We start from the raw sequence: 25,152 nt of genomic DNA, 5'->3' as shown, positions 1-25,152 counted from the left end.
CTGATGATTATGTGTAATTTTATCGAATGCGGAGTTCCAACATGCCAAAAATGAAAACCAAGAGCGGTGCTGCGAAGCGTTTCCTGAAAACAGCTTCGGGCTTCAAGCACAAGCACGCTTTCAAGAGCCACATCCTGACCAAAATGTCGACCAAGCGTAAGCGTCAACTGCGTGGTAGCAGCTTGCTGCACCCGTCTGACGTCGCGAAAGTCGCGCGCATGCTGCGCGTTCGTTAATTCTGGTCAAAGATAGAGGAAGTTACTCATGGCTCGTGTAAAGCGCGGCGTTATCGCTCGTAAGCGTCACAAAAAAATTCTGAAACTGGCTAAAGGTTACTACGGTGCACGCTCGCGCGTATTCCGCGTAGCCAAGCAGGCTGTCATCAAGGCCGGTCAATACGCCTACCGTGACCGTCGCCAGAAGAAGCGTCAGTTCCGCGCACTGTGGATCGCTCGTATCAACGCCGGTGCCCGCACCAACGGTCTGTCTTACAGCCGTCTGATTGCTGGCCTGAAAAAGGCGTCGATCGAAATCGACCGTAAGGTTCTGGCCGATCTGGCAGTGAACGAAAAAGCGGCGTTTGCTGCGATTGTCGAGAAAGCTAAAGCCGTTCTGGCTTAAGTACCCGCGACAATCACCCGGCGGCGCTAGCGTCGCCGGGCATTGAACGTCATCGATAGGGGAAGAGCCTTCAAAGCTCTTCCCCTATTTTCGTATCTGGAGTCTGTACATGGAAAACCTGGATGCGCTGGTCTCCCAAGCCCTTGAGGCCGTAGAGCGCGCTGAAGACATCAATGCCCTGGAACAGATCCGGGTTCAATATCTCGGCAAAAAAGGCGAGCTGACCCAGGTGATGAAGACCCTGGGCAACCTGCCAGCCGAAGAGCGGCCGAAAGTCGGCGCGCTGATCAACGACGCCAAGGAACGCGTCACCGAGGTGCTCAACGCACGCAAGGCCGCCTATGAAGAAGCCGAGCTCAGCGCTCGCCTGGCTGCCGAATGCATTGACGTCACCCTGCCAGGCCGTGGCCAGACCACCGGCGGCCTGCACCCGATTACCCGTACACTCGAGCGCATCGAGCAGTTCTTCACCCATATCGGCTACGGCATCGCCGAAGGCCCAGAGGTCGAAGACGACTACCACAACTTCGAAGCGCTCAACATCCCCGGCCACCACCCGGCACGGGCGATGCACGACACCTTCTATTTCAATGCCAATATGCTGCTGCGCACCCACACCTCGCCGGTGCAGGTGCGGACCATGGAGTCCAGCCAGCCGCCCATTCGCATTGTCTGCCCGGGCCGCGTCTACCGCTGCGACTCGGATATCACCCACTCGCCGATGTTCCACCAGGTCGAAGGCCTGCTGATCGATCGCGATATCAACTTCGCCGACCTCAAGGGCACCATCGAAGAATTCCTGCGCGTCTTCTTCGAAAAAGAACTGGCTGTGCGCTTCCGCCCCTCGTTCTTCCCCTTCACCGAGCCGTCCGCTGAAGTCGACATCCAGTGCGTGATGTGTTCTGGCAAAGGCTGCCGCGTCTGCAAACAGACCGGCTGGCTCGAAGTCATGGGCTGCGGCATGGTCCACCCGAACGTGCTGCGCATGTCCGGCATCGACCCTGAAGAATTCCAGGGCTTCGCCTTCGGCATGGGCGCCGAGCGCCTGGCCATGCTGCGCTACGGCGTCAACGATTTGCGTCTGTTCTTCGACAACGACCTGCGCTTCCTCGCGCAATTCCGCTAGGTCAATGCCCGACGCAACTTTCAGGAGAACAGCATGAAATTCAGTGAACAGTGGCTGCGCGGTTGGGTAAACCCGCAAGTCTCCCGTGACGAACTGGTCGCCCGCCTGTCCATGGCCGGCCTCGAAGTCGACAGCGTAACCCCCGCTGCCGGCCAGTTCAGCGGCATCGTCGTGGGCGAAATCCTCGCCACCGAGCAACACCCGGACGCCGACAAGCTGCGCGTCTGCCAGGTCAGCAACGGCCAGGAAACCTTCCAGGTTGTCTGTGGCGCCCCCAATGCGCGCCCGGGCATCAAGATCCCGTTCGCCATGATCGGTGCCGAACTGCCAGGTGACTTCAAGATCAAGAAGGCCAAGCTGCGCGGCGTCGAGTCGTTCGGCATGCTGTGCTCGGCGGCCGAGCTGCAGATCAGCGAAGAAAACGACGGCCTGCTGGAACTGGCGTCTGACGCCCCGGTTGGCGAAGACATTCGCCAGTACCTGAGCCTGGACGACGCCAGCATCGAAATCGGCCTGACCCCGAACCGCGGCGACTGCTTGTCCCTGGCCGGCCTGGCCCGCGATGTCAGCGCCCTGTACAACGTCCCGGTCACCCGCCCAGTCGTCCCGGCTGTACCGGCTGCCCACGACGAAGTGCGTCCGGTCGAAGTGACTGCCCCGGCTGCCTGCCCACGCTACCTGGGCCGCGTCATCCGCAACGTCGACCTGTCCAAGCCGACCCCGCTGTGGATGGTCGAACGCCTGCGCCGCAGTGACGTGCGCAGCATCGACGCTGCCGTCGACATCACCAACTACGTGATGCTCGAACTCGGCCAGCCGATGCACGCCTTCGACCTCGCCGAAATCAACGGCGGCATCCGCGTCCGCATGGCTGAAGAGGGCGAAAAACTCGTCCTGCTCGACGGCCAGGAAGTCGCCCTGCGTGCCGATACCCTGGTCATCGCCGACCACACCCGCGCCCTGGCCATTGCTGGCGTCATGGGTGGCGAGCACAGCGGCGTCAACACCGAAAAAACCCGCGACCTGTTCCTCGAAAGCGCCTTCTTCGAGCCGATCTCCGTTGCTGGCAAGGCCCGTTCCTACGGCCTGCACACCGATGCCTCGCACCGCTACGAGCGCGGCGTCGACTCGCAGCTGGCCCGCGAAGCCATGGAGCGCGCCACCGCGCTGATCCTGGAAATCGTCGGCGGCGAAGCCGGCCCGATCGTCGAAGCCGTCAGCGAACAGCACCTGCCCAACGTCGCCCCGGTAACCCTGCGCGCCGAACGCATCACCCAGATGCTTGGCATGGAGCTGGAAGCCGCCCAGGTCGAGCAACTGCTCAACGCCCTGGAGCTGACCACCACGGCGAACGGGGTAGGGCAGTGGACCGTCAACGTCCCAAGCCACCGCTTCGACATCAGCCTGGAAGTCGACCTGATCGAAGAACTGGCCCGCCTGTACGGCTACAACAACCTGCCGGTCCGCTACCCACAAGCGCGCCTCGCGCCCCAGGGCAAGCCGGAAACCCGCGGTGACCTGCCGAACCTGCGCCGCCTGCTGGTCGCCCGCGGCTACCAGGAAGCCATCACCTACAGCTTCATCGACCCGAAGTTGTTCGAGCTGTTCACCCCTGGCGTCGAGCCGCTGCTGCTGGCCAACCCCATCTCCAGCGACATGGCCGCCATGCGCGCGTCCCTGTGGCCGGGCCTGGTCAAGGCGCTGCAGCACAACCTCAACCGCCAGCAAGACCGCGTACGCCTGTTCGAAAGCGGCCTGCGCTTCGTCGGCCAGCTCGGTAACCTCGAGCAGCAACCGATGATCGCCGGCGTCGTCACCGGCAGCCGCCTGCCAGAAGGCTGGGCCAACGGCCGCGACGGCATCGACTTCTTCGACGTCAAAGCCGACGTGGAAGCCCTGCTGGGTTACTCCGGCGCGCTGAGCGACTTCACCTTCAGCGCCGGCAAACACCCCGCCCTGCACCCAGGCCAGACCGCCCTCATCGAGCGCGACGGCAAGCCCGTCGGCCACCTCGGCGCTATTCACCCCGAGCTTGCCAAAGCCCTGGGCCTGGACCGCCCGGTGTTCCTGTTCGAGCTGGTATTGGGTGACGTGGTCGAAGGCCGCCTGCCGAAGTTCAGCGAACTGTCCAAGTTCCCAGAAACCCGTCGTGACCTGGCCTTGATTGCAGGACGTGATGTAGCTTCTAACGCGGTGCTTGAATTAATTCGTGACAATGCAGGCGAATGGCTCACAGACCTCAGGCTGTTTGATGTCTACCAAGGTAAAGGCATTGATCCTGATAGAAAAAGCCTGGCCGTCGGCTTGACCTGGCAGCATCCATCGCGCACTCTTAACGACGATGAGGTGAACGTTACCCTGCAAAATATCCTCACCTCGCTCGAACAAAGGTTGAACACCACGTTAAGGAAATAACGGCATGGGTGCTCTGACGAAAGCTGAGATGGCCGAAAGGCTGTACGAGGAGCTGGGGCTTAACAAGCGTGAGGCCAAGGAGTTGGTCGAGCTGTTTTTCGAAGAAATTCGGCACGCACTTGAAGAGAACGAGCAGGTCAAGCTGTCCGGTTTCGGCAACTTCGACCTTCGCGACAAACGTCAGCGGCCGGGCCGCAACCCCAAGACAGGGGAAGAGATCCCGATCACCGCTCGCCGCGTCGTCACCTTTCGTCCAGGGCAGAAGTTGAAGGCCCGGGTTGAGGCCTATGCTGGAACCAAGCCATAACGACGAACTGCCCCCCATACCGGGCAAACGCTACTTCACCATTGGTGAAGTCAGCGAGCTTTGCGCGGTAAAGCCGCACGTGCTGCGGTATTGGGAGCAGGAGTTCCCTCAGTTGAACCCCGTGAAGCGGCGGGGGAATCGGCGGTATTACCAGCGCCAGGACGTGCTGATGATCCGCCAGATTCGAGCGCTGCTGTATGACCAGGGGTTCACCATTGGCGGGGCGCGGTTGCGGCTCTCCAGTGATGAGGTGAAGGATGAGTCAAGCCAGTACAAGCAGCTGATTCGGCAGATGATTGTTGAGTTGGAGGATGTGTTGGTGGTGTTGAAGAAGTGATTTGCTCCGACGAATGGAAAATTTTTTAAGAAAAAGCTTTCATTTATCAAAAGGTTAGGGTAGATTCTTCAACGTTCTCAGCGGTATCGAGAATAGAGTCGGGGCGTAGCGCAGCCCGGTAGCGCACTTGCATGGGGTGCAAGGGGTCGAGTGTTCGAATCACTCCGTCCCGACCAATAATCCCAATGGGAAAGGCCAATGTTCAGAGCATTGGCCTTTTTCATTTGCGTGACTTTTGCGTGACTTCTCTAGTTCTCATGCCTTCCTCCTAGGTTCTGTATGAGAATCTTTGAAACCTCGCTGGAGCCTCTGAAAGCCTGATTTTCCGTAGAGTTCTCGCTTTTTAGGCGAGGGGTTCTGCCTTGTCTAAGCGATACGAACTTTCCGATGCAGAATGGGAAATAATCGCAGACCTATTCACATCACATCACATCACATCGATGGTCAGTGATGCCCGTGGCATCCAACTCCACTTCACGCTCTCAGTTGGTAACGCCAGCGACATCTCCCATGCTCAGTGACTGCTGGACGGTGTCCATATCTTTTCGAATCGAGGTAGGCCACGCAAGCTCTGCCGCTGGCTCTTGGCCGACAGAGGCTATGATACAGAATCCTTGCGGCAATACTGCGACAGCTATCGGATGCAGCCGGTGATTCCGCTGCGTGATATGAAGCGCAAAGCGAAGCCGGGCTTACCGCGCTTGTTTGACAAGCCCAAGTATCGGCAGCGGAACGCTATCGAACGGCTATATGATGCGTTGAAGGGGTACCGCCGCCTGGGTACACGCTATTGCAAGCTAACGGAAAGCTCCGCTGCGATGGTTACGCCGGCTTGCTGGCGGCGCTGTTTACAACATTACTTTTCGTACAGTGCCTAGGTCTACCTGAGTAGGAGATCGAGTAGACGTTATCTTTTGCGATTTGACTATCCACCCTTGAGCAGTTGTGTGTAGGGGAGATTGTCTGCTTTCGCCTCTGAGCTTTGACTGATCTGGTTTAGTGCTGCCCATCGCGGGCACTCGACTCCGTGATGGCTAAGTGCTAGCTTGGCGCGCGGCACAGCGGTTGTCTACGTCATCAAAACAGTCATATCTAAGGGATAAACATGACTCCTACCTACTGGCACATGCAAATTCACCCGGATGACACATCCTTTGCAAAGGAAAATGTCCACTCGATTCTTGAACACAAGAAGATCATTGGTTTGGGAGACTGGAAGGCGGGCAAATCCACTATCGATGCGTTCCGCGATGACATGAAGGTCAACGATATAGTTGCCGTGAAGAATGGCGGGCAGCTGATTGCATTGGTCCAGGTTGTTGGCGGTTGGTATGAAGTGGTCGATGAGGACCCCGCTCTTGGTTGGATCGTCAATCGTAGGCCAATTCGGGTATTAGATTGGGAGCTGGATGGACGGACATTGCCTCAGCCACGAGGTACTCTCGAAAGGTGCGTAAACGAAGTCGAGACAACAAAAATCATTCGAGAGTGGCATCACCGTGTCATCAGCTCCTTCAAAAAGAGAAAGTTAGATCTTGTGGTCTGAGCAACAACGACGCTTTGTGGCTGAGTAATTCCAATGTTCGAACTAGCAAGGCAGCCGAACTGCTGCATTATTACTGTTCAGCAGGGGGCCAGCATCGAGTTGGTCCAGTAGCGCACGAACCATCGTATTGACGTGGTGGACCGCTGCGACCATTTGGTGGTCGCCCAGTATGACGCCGGTATGGTTAAGGTAGCGGGCGCAGTCCATCAGTTTGGAGGCTTGGTCTTTGGCTTTGTTGACGGTATGCCGGGGGTAGCAGTGAACAACCGCTTGGGTATTCCGTGACCATGACCTGGATTACTGCTGCTTGGGCTGTTTGTGAGGGTGGCTTGGGGCATGAGTGAATGCTCCTCGACGTCGGCGGGGTATGGATTGCTGGGGCCGCTTTGCGGCCCATCGCCGGCAAGCGCGGCTCCCACCGGGGAAGGACCGCGCTGACTTTTGGATGTTGAGCAAGGCTGTTGCTCCACAAGAGCGGCGCTGGGCTTATGGGGTAGGGGTCAAGGGGTTGTCATCATGCCCAGTTCAGCATCGTCCAGCAGGGCCTTGGCCAGGGCGCAGAGGTAGTGCGAGGCCCAGAGCAGCTGGGGTTTGTCTTCCATCAGGCCGTCGATGGACAGGTCGCGGGCGTAGCCCATCAGTTCCGAGGCTTGTTCGCGGGCGCTCTGGCAGGGGATGCCGGGTTCGATGCGTAACAATGGGTGGGTCTGGTTTTCACCTTGGTAGAAGGTGGTTTTGCCGACAGTGAATTTGGTTTCTTCGGTGGCCATGGTTTGATCTCACTTCAGTGCTGGCTCGTCGGACGCATCGGCATTTGCAGCTGTGCCAATGCTATTTCAAGCATTCTGCGCAGGGCTTCGAGTTCGTGCACTGAGGCCATGATCAACAAGGAGGAGGGCGACTTGGGTTGCATCATCATCGCCTGCTGGGCGACGGCTTCGGTACAGGCGTCGCGAGTATCTTTGGGAAATGCCCTACAAGAAAGGGGCGAAATCTGATTTTTCAGCGGTTAGGCCTAACTACCTGTATCGCGCTCACCGCACAGGGAAGCGTAACTCCATGTGAGTGCAAGAATATTCAGAATTAGTTTAAAATTCGCGCCTCTACCATCTCAAAGGACTGAACTTGTGGTAAGTCAAAGTGCCATCACCTGCCCACACTGTCAGGGTCAAAACGTACAGCTTCTTTCTGTCATTCATGCCGCCGGAACCTCTCATTTCCAAGCCACTCATGAGGCGCACTCAGGATTCGGGCCGCGTGTAACTGTTGAAACAACCGGGCGCCAGCAGACTAACTTGAGCGCTAGCGTCGCACCTCCAGGCGCTAAACGTCTGCGTGGCCCGATAGTGCTTACAGTGGTGGGGGGCATCATCCTCTACGATGGGCTCAAATTGTCCTGGGAAGTGGACTGGACCAGGTTCTTCATTGGTGTGACGTTCATCACCATCGGTGTAATCGGATTTGTGCGGCACTGGCGGCACAACGTTGTGCAATATGATCAGTACGAAGAGTGGCGTCGTACCTGGCTGTGCCATGCCTGCAACACGAGATTCCAACCTTCCTAACGTACACCTCAATAGTCGTTAGAGCCCGCCTAGAGCGGGCTTTTTGTTGCCCGTTTGCAGCAGACCATGACAACGATCCCTTCATTCTCCCCGCGCCCCTTCAGGGTGCAAAGTGGCCTGAAATAACAGCCTTTATGCACCATCAGTAAGCGTCCAGTGCTAGCTACTACCCCTCAATACGCTTGGATTACAGTTGGCGTAGAAGTTGCTGGCATTTTGATATCTGTGTCGCTTATGGTGAACTTAATGTCGCTTTCAAGTAGTTCCATGCAGTTGTCATCCAGCGAGCGGGGCTGGCTCCCTTGGTTCGGCAAAGCCGGCAAGTTCAGCATGGGGTGGGCGTGCCGCCTCAATCGTTCGAACTATGCAGAAATCGAGCAGACGTTCGAAGCCATAGCCCAGACGCGGGTGCAGTTGCTGCACAACTGGGCGCGCGAACAATGGGATCACCTGGCAGAGTTGGCGGAATACCTGGCAGCAGACTTCGCTCATGTGCAGCCTTCGGCATTACTCGACAAGCTGGCACAGGCCGAAGACTTTTCCGAATTGAGTGTGATTGACTGCACTGGCAACGTCAGGGTATCCACTTGGCCAAAGCGTGGCAGCACGCAGATTGAGCAGCACGCGGCGTTGGCCCATGGTTTGAAAGCGCCGTTTCTTCACGGGCCCTACAGCGACCCGTTGACCTTGCAGATCGGCCCATCCTCGTCGCGTTTTCACGATGAGGTGACGCTGATGTTCTACCAACCAATCAGGCACGCGGGCAAAGTCCTGGGCTGCCTGTGTGGCCGGGTCCCCAATGATGTGCTGGGCGATCTGATCCAGCGCGAGGCCGGGCATATCTATGCCGAGTCGGGCGACAATTATCTGTTCATGGTGCAGTCACGCTTCGACCCGACCGTGCAACCAGGCACCGCCTTGTCCCGTTCGCGCTTCGAGGACGGGACGTTTACCCATGGCGAAAACCTCAAGAGCGGCGTGCGTACGCCCTGGAGCACTGTGCAGGTGCAGCGCCATACCGAGTTGGAGCTGCGCTTCACCGACCCCGCCACGCGTGAGCTGCACCCCGGTGTGCGCGAAACCATCCGGCGTGGCGCCAACCTGTTCGTGACGTACCCGGGTTATTCGGACTACCGTCATGTGCCGGTGGTCGGCAAGGGCGTGACCTTTCAGTTACCAGGGTCGCTCGACCGCTGGGGCATGATGTGCGAGGCAGACTTGGAGGAGGTCTACCGCCGTCGTTCGCTGAGCTACCGGTTGATGAAACCCTACGTGGCGACCATGGTGGGGCTGTTCGGCTGTAATTACCTGGTGCAGCATTACGCCGGGCTGCCACAGGGGGTGAACGACGCCATCCAGGCCCTTAGCATGGTCGGCGCTACGCTGCTGTTCGGCGTGCTCGGGCCCAGGCGCCTGGCGGCCAGGTTGAACGGCATGAGCGGTGTGCTGCGCACCATCGCCGAGGGTGAGGGCAACCTGCGCCAGCGCCTGGACACGGGCGCCCTGGCCAATGACGAGAGTGGCGACATGGCGCGCTGGATCAACAGTTTCATCGACCGCCTGGATGCCGTGGTGGGGCAGGTGGTCAAGGCCAGCCGCACGGTTGGCAGCACCAACCAGATGATGCTCGGGCGCAGCCAGGAAGCGAGCGTGAGCTCTGTCGAGGTGGCCGATGCGGTGCACCAGATGATGATCATCATGGAGGAGCAGCTCGGTGAGCTGCAGCAGGCTTCGGTCAGCGCCGAACACATGAAGCAGGCCATGGACGAGGTGGTCAGCCGTGCCCGCGAGCAGTACCTGGCTGTGCAGGCGGGCACCCAATCGATTCGCGATGTGGTGGCCCGCTCGGCCTCCAGTGTGCAGCTGCTCGACAGCCGCATGGCGCAGATTGGCAATATCACCGGGCTGATCAGCGACATCACCAACCAGACCAACCTACTGGCGTTGAATGCCGCCATTGAGGCGGCGCGGGCGGGCGAGCATGGCCGTGGGTTCGCGGTAGTAGCCGATGAGGTGCGCAGTCTGGCGGCCCGCACCGCGCGGGCGGCCGACGATATCCGGCACATGGTCGAAGGCCTGCAGAACGAAACGCAGCAAGCGGTGAGCTTTATGGAGGAGGGCGTGCAGAACGTCGATGATAGTTTGCGCCTGGCTGAGGATGCGTCGTCGGAGAACGTGCAACTTCACCAGGCGGTGGAGGGCATGTTCGCCATCATTCAGCAGCTCAACCGCCGCAGCATCGAGTATGGCAAGACCATCGAGCAGGTTAACCACTCCTCCAGCGAGATGCGCCAGACCGCTGTGGTGCTGCAAAACAGCGCGCAGAAGGTAAAGGTGGATGCTGGCAAGCTGCAGAAGCTGGTGGGGCAATTCGAGGTCAGCGGTGATGGCGAACGGGTCGCTGCGGCTTGAGCGCCGACGGCGCCTCACTCAACTAACCCAGAATTCGTATAAACGCGCGAATTCTGGGTTGTCCGCTGCCAATTAGAAGTAGGTGGTTATCCCGGCAAAATACGCCCGACCGGGCACGTAAAAGCTGGTCGAGTCATCACGTGGGTCTTCATCCAGTAGGTTCTGCACGCCGACGTTCAGGGTCAGCCAGCGGGTGGCTGACCAGTTGGCGGTCAGATCGTACGTGGTGTACGACTTGACGAAGTCGGTGCCCAGGCCGCGTTGCTTGCCCACGTGCTGAGCTGACAATTCTGTGCCGATCCGTTCAGTGATCTGCCAGTCAATGGCGCTGAACAACGACAGTTTCGGCGAGCTGATCAGGTCTTCACCGGTCGACAGGTTGCGGCTTTCGAGCATGTAGGTGGCGTTGGTGCGCCAGCTGGCATTTTCCCACAACGGCACTTTGGTGCTGCCTTCCCAGCCGCGGGTGCGGGCCTCCTCAGCATTTTCAAGCATGGTCCACCAGCGGCCCTGGAAATACCCCAGCGGCGCGTACTCGATTTTGTCCTCGAAGTCGGTGTGAAAGTAAGTGAGGCTGGCCTCCCAACCGTCGCGGTCGAAGGAGACGCCAATCTCCTTATTGGTGCTGATTTCTGGGCGCAGGTTCGGGTTGCCTGCCATCCAGCAACTGCCGGTGACGTAACCCAGTGGGCGTAGCGATGTACAACCGCGACCGCCCGAGTTGGTCGCCGCGCCAGCACTGCCTTCTTTCAGACTGGGGGCACGGAAGCCTCGTGACACGCCACCGCGCACCGTCCAGTCAGGGTGAGGGTGATAGACCAGGTAAGCACGTGGGCTGTTATGGTTGCCGTATTCGTCGCTGTGGTCGAAGCGGTTCCCCAACGTCAGCGATAGGTTATCGAGCAGAAACAGCTCATCCTCGACGAACAGCGCAGAGTAGTCGCCCTCAAGGTCCGCGCCGCCCACCGCTGCCCCTTGGTAATCAACGGGTACGGTGCCTAGCGTGTCGGTGTTGGTCAGTTGCTCACGTTTCCACTGGCCGCCAACGGTGAGGCGCTGGTTTACCAACAGGTCAAACGGGATGTTAAGGCTACCCTCGACGATTTTTTCTTCCGAGTTAGCCTTGCCCTCGCTGAGGTCGTTGTTGAACTTGTTCAGGTAAGCGTCGATACGCGAGGTGCCAAAGCCCCAGTCGCCGTGGTGAGAGACCACGAAGCTATCACGTGTGAGCCGTCCGGCACCGAAGGCTTCACCTACCGTGTCACCCCAGTCGCCGTAGGTTTTTTTCGACGACCACGAACGCTCTACGCCTTGGATCGCTTCGAAGGACAACTCATGGTTCTCGTTGATCTGCCAATTAAGCAACGCGTTGACGCTGTGGTCTTTGGCGCCGCCGGCGCCGTCGTTGTAAACGAAGTCACCTAATGCATCGAGGCGCGGCGCGGCTTCGTCGGCAGCGCGCCGAGTCAGGTTCGCGCCCAGGCGCAGCCCCAGGGAGTCGGTGACAGGGCCAGAAAGGTTAACGCTGGTCTGGTTGGTCTGACCACGGTCGGAGTCTTCGGGGATCGTGGTGTTGACGTTGAGCGAGCCGCTCCACTCACGGGACACTTTGCGGGTAATGATATTGATCACGCCGCCCATGGCGTCTGACCCATACAACGATGACATCGGCCCGCGCACGATCTCGATCCGCTCAATCATGTTCGGCGAGATCCAGTTGATGTCCTGGCGACCCAGATCACGGCGGTAATGGGTGTCGGCGGAACTGCCGACGCGTTTACCGTCCACCAGGATCAAGGTGTATTTGTCGTCGAGGCCGCGCAGCTTGATCTTCGACTGTTCGCCCACCGGGCCGTAGCCCCCGGTGACGCCGGGTATGCGGCGTAGCAGGGTGTTCAGGTCGTAGACCGGCTGTCGCTCGATCTCTTCCCGGGTAATGACGCTGACACTGGCTGGCGCGTCGCGCACATCAGTGCCGCCGCCCGTGGCGGTGACGAACGAAGCTTCCAATTCTGTGGCGGGGAGCGGTTCAAGCTCATGGGCTTCCTCGGCCTGGACGGCAGTCGCGGTGAGCAGTGCGACGGTGAGCAGGGCACGGGAAAAAGGTGGGCATGGCATCGTGAAACAGTCCTTGTCGAGCGGTTGGATTCCAGGGGCAGAATGCAATCGGGGCAGGACACTAACGCAAATGAGAATTGTTTAAAAGAAAATGTGAAAAATAATTTACTGAACATTTACAAAAAAATGACCTACCGAAAGGGCATTCCAGGCATGCAGCCACGGCTACTCGACGGCCGGCTGTTACCGGACCGCACACCAAGAATGTGAGAGTCCCGAAAGAGCGTTCAGGTCGCGATCAATCCACCCAGGGCCACAGCGGCTCATCCAGCTGCGCTTGAAGCGCCCTGAATAATGCCGCCCTGAAGCAGCACCGACTCAGATCCACACGTCGTTCAAGGCTGTACGCTCACCCCCTTCATGGCCGGTATTCAGCACGCCGCGAGGCTCGATCATCATCAGTTTCGCTTCCCCCTGGGCCGCTGTCCTGTGCTCCACCCCACGTGGCACCACATACAGTTCGCCCGGGTTCACATAGACGCAGTCTTCGGGCAGGTCGATGCGCAACGTGCCTTCAAGCACAAGAAATGCTTCGTCGGTCTCTAGGTGCGAGTGCCAGATGAATTCACCCTCGATTCGCACGACCTTGAACTGGTAGTCGTTCATTTCGGCGACCACCCTCGGGCTCCACTGTCGATCGATCAGCGAAGCCTTTTGGGCCAGGTTTACAGGTTGCAAGTTGGCGTTGGTCATGACGGACCCTCTGTAGTTGAGGTAGTCAGCCTATCGGACCCGAAGCGCGCCGCTCTTGTACGATCCTGCAAGTCAGCGCGCAGGCCGCAGCCGTTCCAGCCAGCGCAACGGTGACACGCCATAGCAGCGGGTAAAGTGTCGGGTCATGTGGCTTTGATCGTGAAAGCCCGCAGCCAGGGCTGCATCGACCAGCGAAAAGCCATCCAGCATCAGCCGCCGAACAGTGTCCAGGCGCCGCAGCGTGACAAAGCGGTAGGGGCTGGTGCCGTAAAGGGCGCGAAAGTCCCGTGACAAGCTCCATTGCTCGCGCCCGCTGGCCTGTTCGAGCATCTCCAGGGTGATGCCCAGGTGCAAGTGCTCCATGATGAATGCCCGGGCGCGCTCGGCCGAGCGGTAGTCCAGGCGTTTGCGACCGCGTGGCTTGCCGCCGACCGCACGCAAGGCCATGGTCAGGTCATAGACGGCGTCCTGCTCTTCCAGTGTTTCCAGCGGGTGGTCCAGTGCCTGCACGAAGGCTTCACTGGCGCGGTACAGGCGCGGGTCGCTGGACAGCCCGCCAGCAATGAAGGGTAACGGCTCACCGCTGAGCACGTTTTGGATCAGCGCCGGGTCGATGTAGGCCATGCGGTAGCGAAAGCCCGCATCCGTACCGGCCATGCCATCATGCACTTCGTCAGGGTGCAGGACCAGCGTATTACCCGGTACGCCGTGGCACAGCGTCCCCTTGTAGTGAAAGCTCTGTACGCCGGCGAGGGTGCGGCCGATCGAGTAGGTGTCGTGACGATGCGGATCGTAGCCATGGCTACCGAACCATGCTTCGATCCGCTCTACGCTGCCGGGTTGAGCGCTGCGTATGACCCAGTCCGAGGTGGCTGCGTGGGCTGTTCTACGTTCCATGGAGGGGCTTTCCTGCCGGGTTCCCTGCGTGACTGTCACTTGAAAACGGTTGCCTACTGATTAAAGCTGCACTCAGGTCAGAGGCCTGAACCCCTGAGCCAGATCGGCGGTCCTAGCGTACAGAAAACGCGAACCAAGGAGGGTTATGTCCAACGTGAAATGCACCCAATCGCTCATGCTATTGCTGGCAGTGGCCACACTCGCCGCCTGCGTCCCCTGGAAGCGCGAGCGCCCCGCCTACGCAGACCTTTGCCAATCCGAATTCCACTTCAAAGTGCCAGGCCCGCAAGGGGAGACCACCCTCTACCTGGAAACCTACCTCTACGACCACGCCGCCCACTGGAGCGACCGGCCAATCGAGCAAGTCCTGCACGTTGAATACCCCGGCGAGAAATACGCGCGGCGTGAATTTTATGTGCAACTGATCGCCTACAACAAAAACCGCCAGCGCCCATCGTCCAGCTCCAACCGCGGCGAGCCACCGATCCCGGTCCTCTACGACAGTCGCCAGGCTTATATCACCTTCGAAGATGGCTCACGCCTGCAGGCGCGGCCCGAGGTGTACCTGGGCATCGACAAAACCTACGACTATCCGATCGTTTACCCAACCGCCGCGCGCCCATCGCCCTACGACATCAACAGCGACGAAGTACACCGCAACATCCCCAAGATCACCAACAACAAACGCTACGGCTCCGCCTATGTGATTTTCCAAACGGACAAGTTCGATGCCCATTCCAAGTGGACTATCCACCTGGGCGCGTTGGAGGTCCAAGGCCAGAAACTGCCGATTCCACCGATCAAACTCTGCTACCAACCTGTGAAGAAATGGATCGGTATCGAGCCTTTGATGCGGCCATGAGGTAATGCGTTTTTATCGGCGTGGAGGGGCAACCCACCGCCGTGGTGCTGCGCCCCTATATTTGAACTGCCCAACTGCAGGGGTGCCTAACGAACATCAACCAGAGGGCAGCACGATGACTGAGCGCAAAGACGACCAGAAGCAACAAAGCCAAGTACCGGCGCATTCCACGGAAGAGGAAAAGGCCAAGCTTAAGGACAAGAACAAGGATGGAATCCCGCCGGGTGCTGAGTGAGGCTGGGCTGTTCGGGGCTGTCATGCAACCCCGGGCGATAACTTAGCTAACCCTGATGGCTCGGCGTATGTCTCGTACACCGGCAACAATAGAGCCCAGGGTGGGGCCAAGGGGGCTGCACAGCAGCCCCAATCACAGCCGCATTCGATCGGCAAATAGCAGCGCAAGTGCTAGGTGATCTCACACAAAACGCGACCTGCCTGAAGGGTCAAAGGCTGGAAGCGTTTTCTGCATGACAACCGTCCGCTCCTCCCCATAAAACGCATCCCGCACTTTGCAAAACCCCAACCCCGCATAAAACCCTTCCGCCGCAATGGAGGAGGGCACACGCAACACCTTCAGCCCACGCGCAATCGCTTCATCTTCGATCACTGCCATCATCTGTTTCCCGACCCCAAGCCCTTGATGCTGGGGTTCGACAAACACACTTTTGACCACATCCCCGTCAAGACTGGCCGTGGCAATCACCTCATCCTCAATCAATGCCACAAACACCAACCGCCGAGTCAGGCTCTCAAGAATGGCCGCCGCACTGAAAGACGCCTCGATGCGCAAGATAGTCTCGGCATCATAGTCAGCCGCGTTCGACCCGCGTAAGGCCGCTATCACGACTCGGCTTATGCCCTCGGCATCGTCTGCATTCGCCAAGCGAATAGGGCAACTCACGCTCGCGCCCCCGATGCACTCAACTGGGTTTCCTTCGCCAACTGAATAGCCGCATTGATCGCAGCCCGCGCCTGGGGGCTGTTCTTCCAGCATGTGGAGCCAACGGCCGCTGATGCCTGGGCCAAAATGTCATCGACATTCGCTTCGCTAAGCATCGCCAGCGAATCAATCCCCATCTGCTCAAGGCGAGCGACAACGGTTGGCCCTACGCCCTTGAGGGCCAGCAATGCTGTGTGTTCCGTCAGTGGAAATGGCATCCGTAAACTCCTGTTATCGGCAAATGCTGCGGCCGGAGTTTACCAACTCGCTGGCCGGCTAGGGCTAATCAAGTTTCACCAGTGCATTGCCTTGTGGTGTTTCCACTGGCTCTTTCGAAAGCCGCTTCGGCCCACTTCTGTTTGCCACCCCAAACGGCACATGCACCATCGGCAGGTCGCCGGCCGGTGATTGCAGGTGGCTGCGTTGATCATCGAAGAACACGTGGGGTTTGAGAATCGACAACACCCGGGGTTTTTCCATACCGCCTAGGAAGAAACACTCATCCGGCGACACACCCCAATCCTTCAACGTGGTCACCACCCGCTCGTGCGACGGCGCATTGCGCGCGGTCACGATGGCGATGCGCAAGATGCGTTTGTAGTTCGGGTCTTGTGCCAGCTTCTGGTCTTCGAGCGTGCGAATGTGGGAGAGCTTGCGGTACAGGTCTGCCAGTGGCCCGGGCTGGTGGGGGATGGCCTTGCGGGCCCGCTCGTGGGCCTGGAAGTCGTCCAGGTTGTCGTTCTGCTTGTACACGCTTTCCGCTTCGTCATCGGCGATCACGCCGTCAAAGTCGAAGGCCACGCGCAGCTCGGTGTCGATCTCGTCGTCGTAGATGCGCGTCGGCAGCACCAGGCCAGCGGGGTAGCTGGCGTCGATGGCGCGCTGCACGTCGTCTTCGTTGGCGCTGAGAAACAACGAAGCGTTGAAGGCCGGGATGTACTCGTGGGGCGAGCGGCCGGACATGAAGGCGGCGCGGGTGATGTCCAGGGCGTAGTGGCTGATGGAGCGGAACACGCGTAAGCCGGTTTCGGGCGAGTTGCGCGAGAGCAACACCACTTCCACGGGGAGTTGGTCGGGGAAGGCCTGGTTGATGCTGAGGAAGCGACGGATGAAGGGGAACGCAACGCCCCTCGGAAAGGGGTCATCCAGGTTTTGCTCTTGGTGCTGCCGGTAAGCCTCGACGCCGTCGGCCTTGTAGATGTCGTCAGACACGGTGAGGTCGAAAAGTGCACTGGAGGCCACGCCAATGACCAGCTTGTGTTCGATGGGGTAGGGCATTGAACGTGCTCCTTGAGGGGTGCAGTTGACGAGTATACGGGTATGCAGGCGGGTGATGGTTAATTGGGGCCGCTCCGCGCCCCTTCGCGGGCAAGCCCACAGGGAAGGCGCATGCTTGCAAACGCGGCACAGATCATTAGCGTTGCCATCGTTAGGCTACTATGTATAATTCCGCCGAAACCCGCATTCCAGAGCGGTTAACCATGGAAAGGCAAGTTTCTTGATGCGTTTCTAGCCGATGTCCTCCAGCGGCACTGCCCGCCATTTTGCGCATTGCATTAACTCCGTTGCACCCAGGCCATTGCTGGTCGTTGGCGAAGCCATGCCCCGCAACAGGCTGCACGCATTTCAACAAGGATATTCATGAAAAAGCGTTTCGTTCTCTGTGCCCTGGCCTCCGCCTTGGCAGGTTGCAACTCCGAATACAACTTCGACGAAGTCACCAGCTACACCGGCACTGTCGGGTCGCCGCATGCGCTGTACCTGGAGCGCAAGTCGGGCGAGCGGTTGAACGGCACCGTGGTGCACAAGGTGGGTGACCGGGTGCTGCAGGCGTTCAAGGTCGAAGACGGCAAAGTGGTCGGGGAATGGAAGGAGTTCGACCAGGACGGCAAACTGCTGGTTGAAGGTCAGTTGCAGGACGGTGCGTTCGTCGGGCCCAAGAAAACCTGGTGCAAGGGCGAGTTCGCCGATCACCTGGACAACGTCATCACCCTCGAGGGCGGGCGCCGCAGCGAGCAGCACTACGACTGCGCCACAGGCTTGCAGGTCAGTGACAGCACAGAGATCCCGACCGTTGATTTCCGCAAGCGCGCGATCCGTGTCGGCACCCAACGCGAGTGGAAGGTGGTCGATGGCCAGCAAAAGCTCACCTTGCTGGAAACCTTCGCCAGCGATGGCTCCGGCAAGCTCGATGGCCTGGTGGAGCACTATGACTACCAGGGCACACTGAAGGACCGCGCGACCTACAAGGCTGGCGAGCTCGATGGCGTGCGTGAGACCTGGACGTCGTTCACGGATGGCACGTCGCTGCCGGCCACAAAGGTCGAGTACAGCGCAGGTAAAAAGAACGGCCTGTACGAGGTGTACTTCATTCGCGGCTGGCCTGCCGGCACGGTGTCCGAAAAGGGCAGCTACAAGGATGACAAGCAGGCTGGTGTGTGGGTCAACTATCAGCCTGGCTCGGCCCAGGTACGTGATGTCGATAGCCCGCCAGACACCTCGCCCATGGCCATGCGCCTGTGGGACGCCGCCCAGGGGCAGGCGCGTACGTCGGACTGGGCAAAAGAGATCAAGGACCTCGACGCCTTCGCCTACTTGCTGAAAAGCGCCGGCATCAATGTCAATCAACGCCTGCATTACGAGAACAAGCCGCTGATCACCGTGGTCGCCGATAACGCCTACGAGTACCTGATCTCGGTTGGCGCCGACCCGATGGGGCGGGATATCAACGGCAACACGCGCCTGATGAACTGCCTGGCGGGCAGCGACTACAGCTCGTGCAGCTTCGCGCACATGATCACCCTGGCGGGCAAGGAAGACCTGAAGGCGCACAACGTCTACGGCGACACTGCGCTGTCGGTGTTCTGCCAGCAAGCCGGCAGCCTGCAACGCCGCCATGGCGCCGGCCAGCAGCCTGAAGCGCTGTTCCAGGCACTGCTCAAGGGCAGCGACGTCAACGCCAAGGCCTACGGCGGCGAGACGGCCCTGCATGCCTGCATGGCCCAGCGTAACCACAGCTACGCCGACGCGCTGGTCGCGGCGGGCGCTGACCTGAATGCAGCCGATGTCGATGGCACCACGCCGGTGGCCGCGGCCTTCTTCAACAGCTACAACCTGGCCGCAGCCGGGCAGCGTGTGGGCTGGTCCGAGAACGTGATCCGCTTCGCTGCCAGCTACCAGGGCAAGTCCGACTTCACCTTCGACACGCCGCTGGCGGCGTTCGGCAAATCGATTCGCCAGCTGGTGCTGGAAAACGGCGACACGGCCTCGGCGATGTTGATCGACTCCCTGGTGGGCACCGCCAAGGGTTGATTGTTTCTTTCAGGATTTACAGACAAGGATTACCTATGCGTCACTTCAAATACGTGCTGGCAGCACTGCCGTTCTGTGTACTGGCTGGCTGCGGCAACGACGCGCTGGATGGCACCTACGAGGCCACGACCAGCGTGATGGGCTACAGCGCAGGCAAGCAGACGGTCGAGTTCTCCAGCGACTACATCATTGCCGCAGGCAACAAGATCAAGGTCGACGAGTGGGAGCGCAAGGACGACGTGGTGGTAGCCCGTGATGCCAACGGTGTCGCGCTGATCAACGTCCGCGTGCTGGACGGTGGCAAGCGTCTTGAGTCGATTGGTGGCAACAACATGGCCAAGCAAGTGTTCGTGCGCGTCGACTGACCCTACCGGGCCGCTCTGCGGCCCATCGCCACTGTTTACGGCAAACGTTTAGCTTTACCGGCATTCATTGGGCTGCTGCGCAGCCCATCGCTGGCAAGCCAGCTCCTACAGGCAAGGCGTAATTCTCGAGAGCCCCGCTCACCCTGTGGGAGCTGGCTTGCCTGCGATGGGCCGCGCAGCGGACCCATTGGGCATAACTGACTGGCATTAGGGTAAACCCGCTCCCCGTTCAAAACCTGACCTGAAGCAACGCCTCTTCCTCCATCCGCCACTATGCTGATCCGAGCATTCTCTCAAGCTCACTCAGACAGACACGGAGGTGTTTATGAAAGCTGCTGTCGTTGCCAAAGGGCGTCGCGTGGACGTAGTGGAGAAAACACTGCGGCCGCTGGCGCACGGTGAAGCGTTGCTGAAGATGCAGTGCTGTGGCGTTTGCCATACCGACCTGCATGTCAAGAATGGCGATTTCGGCGACAAGACGGGTGTGATTCTGGGCCACGAAGGGATTGGCGTGGTCGTGGAAGTGGGGCCGGGTGTCACGTCGCTCAAGCCGGGTGACCGGGCCAGTGTGGCGTGGTTCTTCCAGGGCTGCGGGCACTGCGAATATTGCAACAGCGGCAACGAAACGCTGTGCCGTGAGGTGAAAAACTCCGGCTACACGGTCGACGGTGGCATGGCCGAGGCGTGCATCGTGGTGGCCGACTATGCGGTTAAAGTCCCGGATGGGCTGGATTCAGCGGCCGCCAGCAGCATCACCTGCGCCGGCGTGACCACCTACAAAGCGGTGAAATCATCGAATATCCGCCCTGGGCAATGGCTGGCCATCTACGGCCTTGGCGGCCTGGGCAACCTTGCCCTGCAGTACGCCAAAAACGTCTTCAACGCCCGGGTCATTGCCATCGACGTCAACGATGATCAACTGGCCTTCGCCCGTGAAATGGGCGCCGACCTGGTGGTCAACCCGCGCGACGAAGACGCCGCGAAAGTCATCCAGGCCAAGACCGGGGGCGCCCATGCTGCCGTGGTCACGGCAGTGGCCAAGAGCGCGTTCAACTCTGCAGTGGATGCACTGCGCGCGGGCGGTCGCCTCGTGGCTGTGGGGCTGCCGCCAGAAGCCATGAGCCTGGATATTCCACGCCTGGTACTCGACGGTATCGAGGTCGTCGGTTCGCTGGTCGGCACCCGCCAGGACCTGCACGAAGCCTTCGAGTTTGCCGCCCAAGGCAAGGTGGTGCCGAAGGTGACCCTGCGCCCGATCGAAGACATCAATGACATCTTCGAAGAGATGCAAGCGGGCAAGATCAAAGGCCGCATGGTGATTCAATTCGCCGATTGAAGGCTGCTGCCTGCCCAAATGAAGGCGGCCCGCGTGTGCGGGCCGTTTTCAGTGTGGGGTCAAGCCGGTTGCCTGGTCCGCAGCACCAGCGCCGCCACCGCGCAGCCGATCAGCGCCAGGCACGCCAGGTAGAACGCATCGCTGTAAGCCATCAGGTAGGCCTCCCGCCGAATGGTCGCCGCCAACCCCTCCAGCGCCTGCTGCTGGGCCGGCAGCCAGTTCTGCACGGTTTGGCTGATGCGCTCCTGAACGCTGGGCGCAAACACCGTCACATGCTCGTGAATGCGCTCGCTGTGGTAACGCTCGCGCGTGGCCACGATCTGCGTCAGCGCCGCAGTGCCGATGGCGCCCCCGAGGTTGCGCAGCATGGAAAACACCGCTGAAGCGGAGCCCGCTTCTCGCTTTTCCAACCCCGCCACCGCCAGTACCGACAGCGCCACCATGATGAACGGCTGGCCAATGCCGCGTACCACCGTGGATGGGATGATGACGTTGTCGGCGCTGTCGACTGTCAGGCTCGCGCCCAGCCAGCAGCCGGCAGCCATGATCAGAAAACCGCTGGCCACCATGAACTTGGCGCTGGTCCAGGCCATCAGCCGTGGCATCAACGGTGCCAGCAGCAGCTGCACCACGCCATAGGCGATCAGCGCCACCCCCACGTCGCGGGCGCTGTAGCCCTGCAGTTGGGAGAGGTAGTTGGGCACCAGAAATACCAGGCCAAAGGTAGCCCCGCCGAAGATGAACATGGCAACGCTGGCCACCCCGAAGTTGTACCGCCCCAGCAAGCGCAAGTTGATGAACGCGCGCTGGCCGTACAGCTGCGTATAGACGAACACCGCCAGCGCCAGGCCGGCGATGATTGACATGCCGACAATGAACGTTGAGCCGAACCAGTCCAGCCGGCCGCCTTCTTCCAGCACGATCTGCAGGCCGCCCAGGCCAACGACCATGGCCGTGATGCCCAGCCAGTCGCCACGGCGCAATAGGGTCAGTTGCAGGGTTTGGCCTCGATCGACCAGGCGATGGCGAGCAGCAAGGCGATACCGGGGAACAGCTGCAGGTAGAAGATCCAACGCCACGAATAGACATCGGTCAACCAGCCGCCAATGGAAGGGCCGGCCGCTTGGGCCACGCTGTTGGCCAGGCTGAACAGGGCCATACCCATGGCCATCTTGCTGGCGGGCAGTTCGGTGATGATCAGCTGGAAGGAGAGGGGGATCAGCACGGCGCCGGCAGCGCCCTGAATCACCCTGAGGGTGATCATCGCCTCAAGGTTGGGTGCCCACGAGCAGGCGATCGACGCCAGCAGGAAGATGAACGAACCCGTCCACATCACCCGGCGCATGGAAAACACTTCGACCAGCCAGGCTGTCAGCGGAATCATGACGATTTCCGCCACCAGGTAGGCGGTGGAAATCCACGAGCCTTCCTCGAAGCTCGCGCCCAGCGAGCCGCGGATCTCGGGCAGCGCCGCGCTGGTAACGTGCACATTCATGCCGGCCATGAAGCAGCCGAGCAGGCCGCCGAACACGGCCACCCAGGCGCGTAACGGTACGCGTTGCTCACTGCTCATCGGCAGGCTCCACGGGGCGGGTGTCGACCGTGGTCACCACCGACATGCCGGGCAGTATCTGCAGGCCGTCTGCCGGCCGGTCGAGGACGATGCGCACCGGAAAACGCTGGACGATCTTGGTGAAGTTGCCAGTGGCGTTGTCCGATGGCAGCAGCGCGAAGACGTTACCGGACGCCGGCGAGAAGCTGGCCACGTGGCCTTGCACAGGCTGGCTGGAGAAGCTGTCGACACGGACCTGCACCGGTTGCCCCGGGCGCATGTGTGCCAGCTGGGTTTCCTTGTAGTTGGCAACCACGTAGGTCTGTTGCAACGGCACCACCGCCAGCAGCGGCTGGCCAGGCACCACGTACTGCCCGGCGCGCACGCGGCGTTGGCCGACCACGCCGTCGATGGGCGCGCGCAGGACGGTGTCCTGTGCATCCTGGTCGGCCAGCGCCTGCCGGGCCTGGGCACGGCTCAGGCCCGCTGCCCGTTGCTTGATCTGGGCATCGGCCGCCAATGCCTGTGCCTTGGCCATCGCCAGCTGCGAGCGCTGTTCACGCAAATGTGCCTGCGCGCCTTGCAGGGCGGCACCGGCTTGCACGGCGTTGGCGTGGGCGGCTTCCAAGCGCTGCACAGTGGCTGCGTCATCGCGCACCAAGCCACGGTAACGCTGCATGTCCAGCTCGCTGCGCTGGCGCTCGGCGTTGGCACTGTGCACGGCCGCTTCAGCCTGGACGATGGCCTGCTGCTGCTGATTGATGCGTTCGGCGGCCACTTGCTGGCCTGCCTGGGCGGCGGCCAGCGCGGCGTGCGCTTCGGCCACGCCAGCAGTGGCCTGTTCGAGGCGGGCGCGGTAGTCGCGGTGCTGCAGGTGCACCAGCACATCGCCGGCCTTGACGGCCTGGTCGTCCTCCACTTCCACCTTGGCCACATAGCCGGCCACGCGCGCGCTCAAGGCCACCCAGTCGGCGCGCACGTAAGCGTCATCGGTGGTTTCCAGGTAGCGCCCCGTGGTCAACCAGTACCCGCTGAATGCCAGTGCTGCCAGCACCGTCAGGCCACCACCGGCGTACAGCGCCAGGCGGCGACGGGTAGGCCTGGGGGCGGTGGCAACTGCCTGGGCCTGGTCATCGGGCAGCGGGTTTTTGCTAACGGCAACATTCATGATTGGCTTCCAGTCTCGGGGGCGGAGCGGTGCACCTGGTTTGGGGCCGGTGCTGGTGACGACTGCCAGCGCCCGCCCAGGGCGCGGAACAGGTTGATTTGGGCACGCGCCAGGCGGCCTTGGGCCACGACGTGGCTGGCCCTGACCTGGATCAGGTCGCGCTCGCTGTCGAGCAACGCCAATGCATCAACGGTGCCTGCCTGGTAGTTGCGTTGCGCGAGGGCAAAGCCACGCTCGCCTTGCGCCAGGGCCGCACCCAGGGCCAAGGCCCGTTGGCGCTCACCCTCAAGGCGCGCCAGCGCCTGGCGCACATCCTTGAGGGCGGCCAGCGCTACCCCGCGGTAATGAGCGACCTGCGCGTTTTGCAAGGCCTGGGCCTTGTTCACCCGTGCGCGGTTGGCTTTGATATTGGGGAATTCCCAGCTGATCAACGGCCCGATGGCAAACATCACCGCGCGGCTGTCACCCAGGTTGGCAAGGTGGTGGTCCGACGAGGTCAACGAGGCACCGAAGCTGACTTTCGGATACAGGTCGGCCTTGACGATATCGACTTCCAGGGCGGCAGCCTGCAGTTCGCGCTCGGCCTTGCGCACGTCGGGCCGGCGTTCGAGCAGGCGCCAGGCGTCGCCAGCGGGCAACGGCGCGGCGAGAGTCGGGATGCGCTGGCAGGTGTCGGTGTCGTCCGTGAGCGTTGTTGGGTCCTGGCCACTGAGCATGCTCAGTTCGTACAGCGCCACCTGCCGGCGCGCCTCCAGCATCGGCAGCTGCGCCCGCACCTGCTCGCGCAACCCCAGCAGGCGCACGCTATCGAGCTCCGTAGCGACCCCGGCCTGCCGCTGGCGGTCGCTGAGCTGCACACTGCGCTCCAGGGTGTTCAGGGACTGCCTGGCTGCGGCGATGCGGGCACCGTACACGCACTGGTCGATGTAGGCGCGGGTGGTCTGGCTGACCACGTGCAGCTGCACCAGGTCCAGGGCATCGCGGCTGGCCTCGGCCTGCACCCGTGCCCGCTCGATGGCGGCGCGCACCTGGCCCCACACATCGACCTGGTAAGCCAGCTCGATGGCCGGGTTGAAGGCCCATTGCGAGGGCGCATGGCTGTCGGTCGCCTCGGCCAGGGTCTGGTCATCGGCGCTCTTGCCATAGCTCGCGCCCATGCCAATGGAGGTGGACGGCCAGCGCCGGGCATCGAACTCGCCAATGCCGGCGAGCATGGCCTGCACATTGGCTTCGGCCTGCGCCAGGTCCTGGTTGTGCGCCAAGGCTTGCAGCACCCAGGCATTGAGCTGCGGGTCTTGGTACAGCGCCCACCAGCGCGCGGGCAGCGCCTGGTCGCTGACGCCGGCAGGCAGGTGCAGTGCAGGGGTTGCCTGAAATGCAGTGGGGGGCACGGCGTTTGTGGGGTGCCCGGTGCAAGCCGTCAGCACGCCGAACAAGCCAAGGGCGGCGGCGCGCCCGGCAGGGCAGGAAAGGGATCGTATTGGCATCACGCAAAGTCGTATGAGGGGTCGTGAAGCCAGCTTATCGAGCGGCAGGGCGGCCCCGCTGCCGCAAGCGGGACAACCGTGCGCGCAACTGGG

At 60.9% G+C, this 25,152-nt stretch carries 21 protein-coding genes, 1 tRNA gene and 2 pseudogenes; 14 read left to right on the top strand and 10 right to left on the bottom strand.

The features are described from left to right. Positions 1-41: 41 nt before the first annotated feature. The 9 genes and pseudogenes from rpmI to LOY53_RS16315 all read left to right on the top strand — a co-directional run bounded on the left by rpmI (position 42) and on the right by LOY53_RS16315 (position 6,352). Positions 42-236 (top strand): 50S ribosomal protein L35, encoded by a 195-nt coding sequence (gene rpmI / locus LOY53_RS16355; protein ID WP_008100408.1) that lies wholly within the window; start codon positions 42-44, stop codon positions 234-236. Between the two features lie 28 nt (positions 237-264). Beyond that, positions 265-621 carry a 50S ribosomal protein L20 gene (gene rplT, locus LOY53_RS16350; RefSeq protein WP_003250671.1) on the top strand — a complete coding sequence of 119 codons (357 nt, stop codon included), beginning with the start codon at positions 265-267 and terminating at the stop codon, positions 619-621. A 109-nt stretch (positions 622-730) separates the two neighbouring features. Next, on the top strand, positions 731-1,747 hold the full coding sequence (pheS, locus tag LOY53_RS16345; protein WP_027596148.1) for a phenylalanine--tRNA ligase subunit alpha: 1,017 nt from the start codon (positions 731-733) through the stop codon (positions 1,745-1,747). Between the two features lie 33 nt (positions 1,748-1,780). After that, positions 1,781-4,162 (top strand): phenylalanine--tRNA ligase subunit beta, encoded by a 2,382-nt coding sequence (gene pheT, locus LOY53_RS16340; RefSeq protein ID WP_252824961.1) that lies wholly within the window; start codon positions 1,781-1,783, stop codon positions 4,160-4,162. Positions 4,163-4,166: 4 nt separating this feature from the next. After that, positions 4,167-4,469 (top strand): integration host factor subunit alpha, encoded by a 303-nt coding sequence (gene ihfA, locus LOY53_RS16335; protein WP_003250679.1) that lies wholly within the window; start codon positions 4,167-4,169, stop codon positions 4,467-4,469. Further along, entirely contained in the window at positions 4,450-4,806 is a 357-nt protein-coding gene (locus LOY53_RS16330; RefSeq protein WP_008100384.1) for a MerR family transcriptional regulator, read from the top strand. The genes ihfA and LOY53_RS16330 overlap by 20 nt, the downstream gene beginning before the upstream one ends. A 99-nt stretch (positions 4,807-4,905) precedes the next feature. After that, positions 4,906-4,982: transfer RNA gene (locus LOY53_RS16325), tRNA-Pro, on the top strand. A 264-nt stretch (positions 4,983-5,246) separates the two neighbouring features. Continuing rightward, positions 5,247-5,684: pseudogene (locus LOY53_RS16320) on the top strand (transposase); the annotation flags it as partial. A 227-nt stretch (positions 5,685-5,911) separates the two neighbouring features. Then, positions 5,912-6,352, top strand: coding sequence for a pyruvate kinase (locus LOY53_RS16315; RefSeq protein WP_252824867.1), 441 nt, complete (start codon positions 5,912-5,914; stop codon positions 6,350-6,352). A 500-nt stretch (positions 6,353-6,852) separates the two neighbouring features. On the opposite strand, the gene LOY53_RS16310 is transcribed toward LOY53_RS16315, so the two are convergent. Continuing rightward, a complete protein-coding gene (locus LOY53_RS16310; protein WP_252824864.1) occupies positions 6,853-7,122 on the bottom strand; it encodes a DUF3077 domain-containing protein in 270 nt (89 codons plus the stop codon). Between the two features lie 1,029 nt (positions 7,123-8,151). Between LOY53_RS16310 and LOY53_RS16305 the strand changes: the two genes are divergently transcribed. Continuing rightward, entirely contained in the window at positions 8,152-10,329 is a 2,178-nt protein-coding gene (locus LOY53_RS16305) for a methyl-accepting chemotaxis protein (RefSeq protein ID WP_408981307.1), read from the top strand. 72 nt (positions 10,330-10,401) lie between these two features. Here the strand turns inward: LOY53_RS16305 and LOY53_RS16300 are convergent, their stop codons facing one another. From LOY53_RS16300 to LOY53_RS16290, 3 genes are all read right to left on the bottom strand, one after another. After that, a complete protein-coding gene (locus tag LOY53_RS16300) occupies positions 10,402-12,447 on the bottom strand; it encodes a TonB-dependent receptor domain-containing protein (RefSeq protein WP_258702977.1) in 2,046 nt (681 codons plus the stop codon). A gap of 318 nt (positions 12,448-12,765) precedes the next feature. Beyond that, positions 12,766-13,140: a cupin domain-containing protein gene (locus tag LOY53_RS16295; RefSeq protein ID WP_252824861.1), complete on the bottom strand. Its 375-nt coding sequence runs from the start codon at positions 13,138-13,140 to the stop codon at positions 12,766-12,768. Between the two features lie 72 nt (positions 13,141-13,212). Beyond that, complete coding sequence (locus tag LOY53_RS16290; RefSeq protein WP_258702976.1) at positions 13,213-14,037, bottom strand: AraC family transcriptional regulator; 825 nt, start codon at positions 14,035-14,037, stop codon at positions 13,213-13,215. A gap of 175 nt (positions 14,038-14,212) precedes the next feature. On the opposite strand from LOY53_RS16290, the gene LOY53_RS16285 reads away from it, so the two are divergent. Beyond that, entirely contained in the window at positions 14,213-14,899 is a 687-nt protein-coding gene (locus LOY53_RS16285; protein ID WP_408981378.1) for a hypothetical protein, read from the top strand. Between the two features lie 415 nt (positions 14,900-15,314). On the opposite strand, the gene LOY53_RS16280 is transcribed toward LOY53_RS16285, so the two are convergent. The 3 genes from LOY53_RS16280 to LOY53_RS16270 form a co-directional block, all read right to left on the bottom strand. Then, on the bottom strand, positions 15,315-15,800 hold the full coding sequence (locus tag LOY53_RS16280; RefSeq protein ID WP_252824858.1) for a GNAT family N-acetyltransferase: 486 nt from the start codon (positions 15,798-15,800) through the stop codon (positions 15,315-15,317). Further along, positions 15,797-16,057: a helix-hairpin-helix domain-containing protein gene (locus LOY53_RS16275; protein ID WP_252824857.1), complete on the bottom strand. Its 261-nt coding sequence runs from the start codon at positions 16,055-16,057 to the stop codon at positions 15,797-15,799. Before LOY53_RS16275 ends, LOY53_RS16280 begins: the two co-directional genes overlap by 4 nt. 64 nt (positions 16,058-16,121) lie before the next feature. Next, on the bottom strand, positions 16,122-17,117 hold the full coding sequence (locus LOY53_RS16270; protein ID WP_252824856.1) for a 5'-nucleotidase: 996 nt from the start codon (positions 17,115-17,117) through the stop codon (positions 16,122-16,124). Between the two features lie 363 nt (positions 17,118-17,480). On the opposite strand from LOY53_RS16270, the gene LOY53_RS16265 reads away from it, so the two are divergent. The 3 genes from LOY53_RS16265 to adhP all read left to right on the top strand — a co-directional run bounded on the left by LOY53_RS16265 (position 17,481) and on the right by adhP (position 20,852). Then, complete coding sequence (locus tag LOY53_RS16265) at positions 17,481-19,151, top strand: hypothetical protein (protein WP_252824855.1); 1,671 nt, start codon at positions 17,481-17,483, stop codon at positions 19,149-19,151. Between the two features lie 35 nt (positions 19,152-19,186). Then, positions 19,187-19,516: a hypothetical protein gene (locus tag LOY53_RS16260; RefSeq protein ID WP_027596171.1), complete on the top strand. Its 330-nt coding sequence runs from the start codon at positions 19,187-19,189 to the stop codon at positions 19,514-19,516. A 325-nt stretch (positions 19,517-19,841) separates the two neighbouring features. Continuing rightward, positions 19,842-20,852 (top strand): alcohol dehydrogenase AdhP, encoded by a 1,011-nt coding sequence (adhP, locus tag LOY53_RS16255; protein ID WP_099428906.1) that lies wholly within the window; start codon positions 19,842-19,844, stop codon positions 20,850-20,852. A 59-nt stretch (positions 20,853-20,911) separates the two neighbouring features. On the opposite strand, the pseudogene LOY53_RS16250 reads toward adhP, so the two are convergent. From LOY53_RS16250 to LOY53_RS16240, 3 genes and pseudogenes are all read right to left on the bottom strand, one after another. Further along, positions 20,912-22,425, bottom strand: a pseudogene (locus LOY53_RS16250) (DHA2 family efflux MFS transporter permease subunit). Next, complete coding sequence (locus LOY53_RS16245; RefSeq protein ID WP_258702974.1) at positions 22,415-23,572, bottom strand: HlyD family secretion protein; 1,158 nt, start codon at positions 23,570-23,572, stop codon at positions 22,415-22,417. Before LOY53_RS16245 ends, LOY53_RS16250 begins: the two are co-directional and overlap by 11 nt. Next, on the bottom strand, positions 23,569-25,059 hold the full coding sequence (locus LOY53_RS16240; protein WP_258702973.1) for an efflux transporter outer membrane subunit: 1,491 nt from the start codon (positions 25,057-25,059) through the stop codon (positions 23,569-23,571). The genes LOY53_RS16245 and LOY53_RS16240 overlap by 4 nt, the downstream gene beginning before the upstream one ends. Between the last annotated feature and the right edge of the window lie 93 nt (positions 25,060-25,152).

The sequence above is a fragment of the Pseudomonas sp. B21-031 genome (genome assembly GCF_024748985.1).
In the GTDB taxonomy this organism is placed as follows: Bacteria; Pseudomonadota; Gammaproteobacteria; order Pseudomonadales; family Pseudomonadaceae; genus Aquipseudomonas; species Aquipseudomonas kermanshahensis.
This window is presented reverse-complemented; position numbering and strand designations above follow the sequence as displayed.

Coding starts and splice junctions, on each gene's coding strand:
- rpmI (WP_008100408.1), top strand. CDS start 42: ATGCCAAAAATGAAAACCAAGAGCGGTGCTGCGAAGCGTTTCCTGAAA.
- rplT (WP_003250671.1), top strand. CDS start 265: ATGGCTCGTGTAAAGCGCGGCGTTATCGCTCGTAAGCGTCACAAAAAA.
- pheS (WP_027596148.1), top strand. CDS start 731: ATGGAAAACCTGGATGCGCTGGTCTCCCAAGCCCTTGAGGCCGTAGAG.
- pheT (WP_252824961.1), top strand. CDS start 1,781: ATGAAATTCAGTGAACAGTGGCTGCGCGGTTGGGTAAACCCGCAAGTC.
- ihfA (WP_003250679.1), top strand. CDS start 4,167: ATGGGTGCTCTGACGAAAGCTGAGATGGCCGAAAGGCTGTACGAGGAG.
- LOY53_RS16330 (WP_008100384.1), top strand. CDS start 4,450: ATGCTGGAACCAAGCCATAACGACGAACTGCCCCCCATACCGGGCAAA.
- LOY53_RS16315 (WP_252824867.1), top strand. CDS start 5,912: ATGACTCCTACCTACTGGCACATGCAAATTCACCCGGATGACACATCC.
- LOY53_RS16310 (WP_252824864.1), bottom strand. CDS start 7,122: ATGGCCACCGAAGAAACCAAATTCACTGTCGGCAAAACCACCTTCTAC.
- LOY53_RS16305 (WP_408981307.1), top strand. CDS start 8,152: ATGGTGAACTTAATGTCGCTTTCAAGTAGTTCCATGCAGTTGTCATCC.
- LOY53_RS16300 (WP_258702977.1), bottom strand. CDS start 12,447: ATGCCATGCCCACCTTTTTCCCGTGCCCTGCTCACCGTCGCACTGCTC.
- LOY53_RS16295 (WP_252824861.1), bottom strand. CDS start 13,140: ATGACCAACGCCAACTTGCAACCTGTAAACCTGGCCCAAAAGGCTTCG.
- LOY53_RS16290 (WP_258702976.1), bottom strand. CDS start 14,037: ATGGAACGTAGAACAGCCCACGCAGCCACCTCGGACTGGGTCATACGC.
- LOY53_RS16285 (WP_408981378.1), top strand. CDS start 14,213: ATGCTATTGCTGGCAGTGGCCACACTCGCCGCCTGCGTCCCCTGGAAG.
- LOY53_RS16275 (WP_252824857.1), bottom strand. CDS start 16,057: ATGCCATTTCCACTGACGGAACACACAGCATTGCTGGCCCTCAAGGGC.
- LOY53_RS16270 (WP_252824856.1), bottom strand. CDS start 17,117: ATGCCCTACCCCATCGAACACAAGCTGGTCATTGGCGTGGCCTCCAGT.
- LOY53_RS16265 (WP_252824855.1), top strand. CDS start 17,481: ATGAAAAAGCGTTTCGTTCTCTGTGCCCTGGCCTCCGCCTTGGCAGGT.
- LOY53_RS16260 (WP_027596171.1), top strand. CDS start 19,187: ATGCGTCACTTCAAATACGTGCTGGCAGCACTGCCGTTCTGTGTACTG.
- adhP (WP_099428906.1), top strand. CDS start 19,842: ATGAAAGCTGCTGTCGTTGCCAAAGGGCGTCGCGTGGACGTAGTGGAG.
- LOY53_RS16245 (WP_258702974.1), bottom strand. CDS start 23,572: ATGAATGTTGCCGTTAGCAAAAACCCGCTGCCCGATGACCAGGCCCAG.
- LOY53_RS16240 (WP_258702973.1), bottom strand. CDS start 25,059: ATGCCAATACGATCCCTTTCCTGCCCTGCCGGGCGCGCCGCCGCCCTT.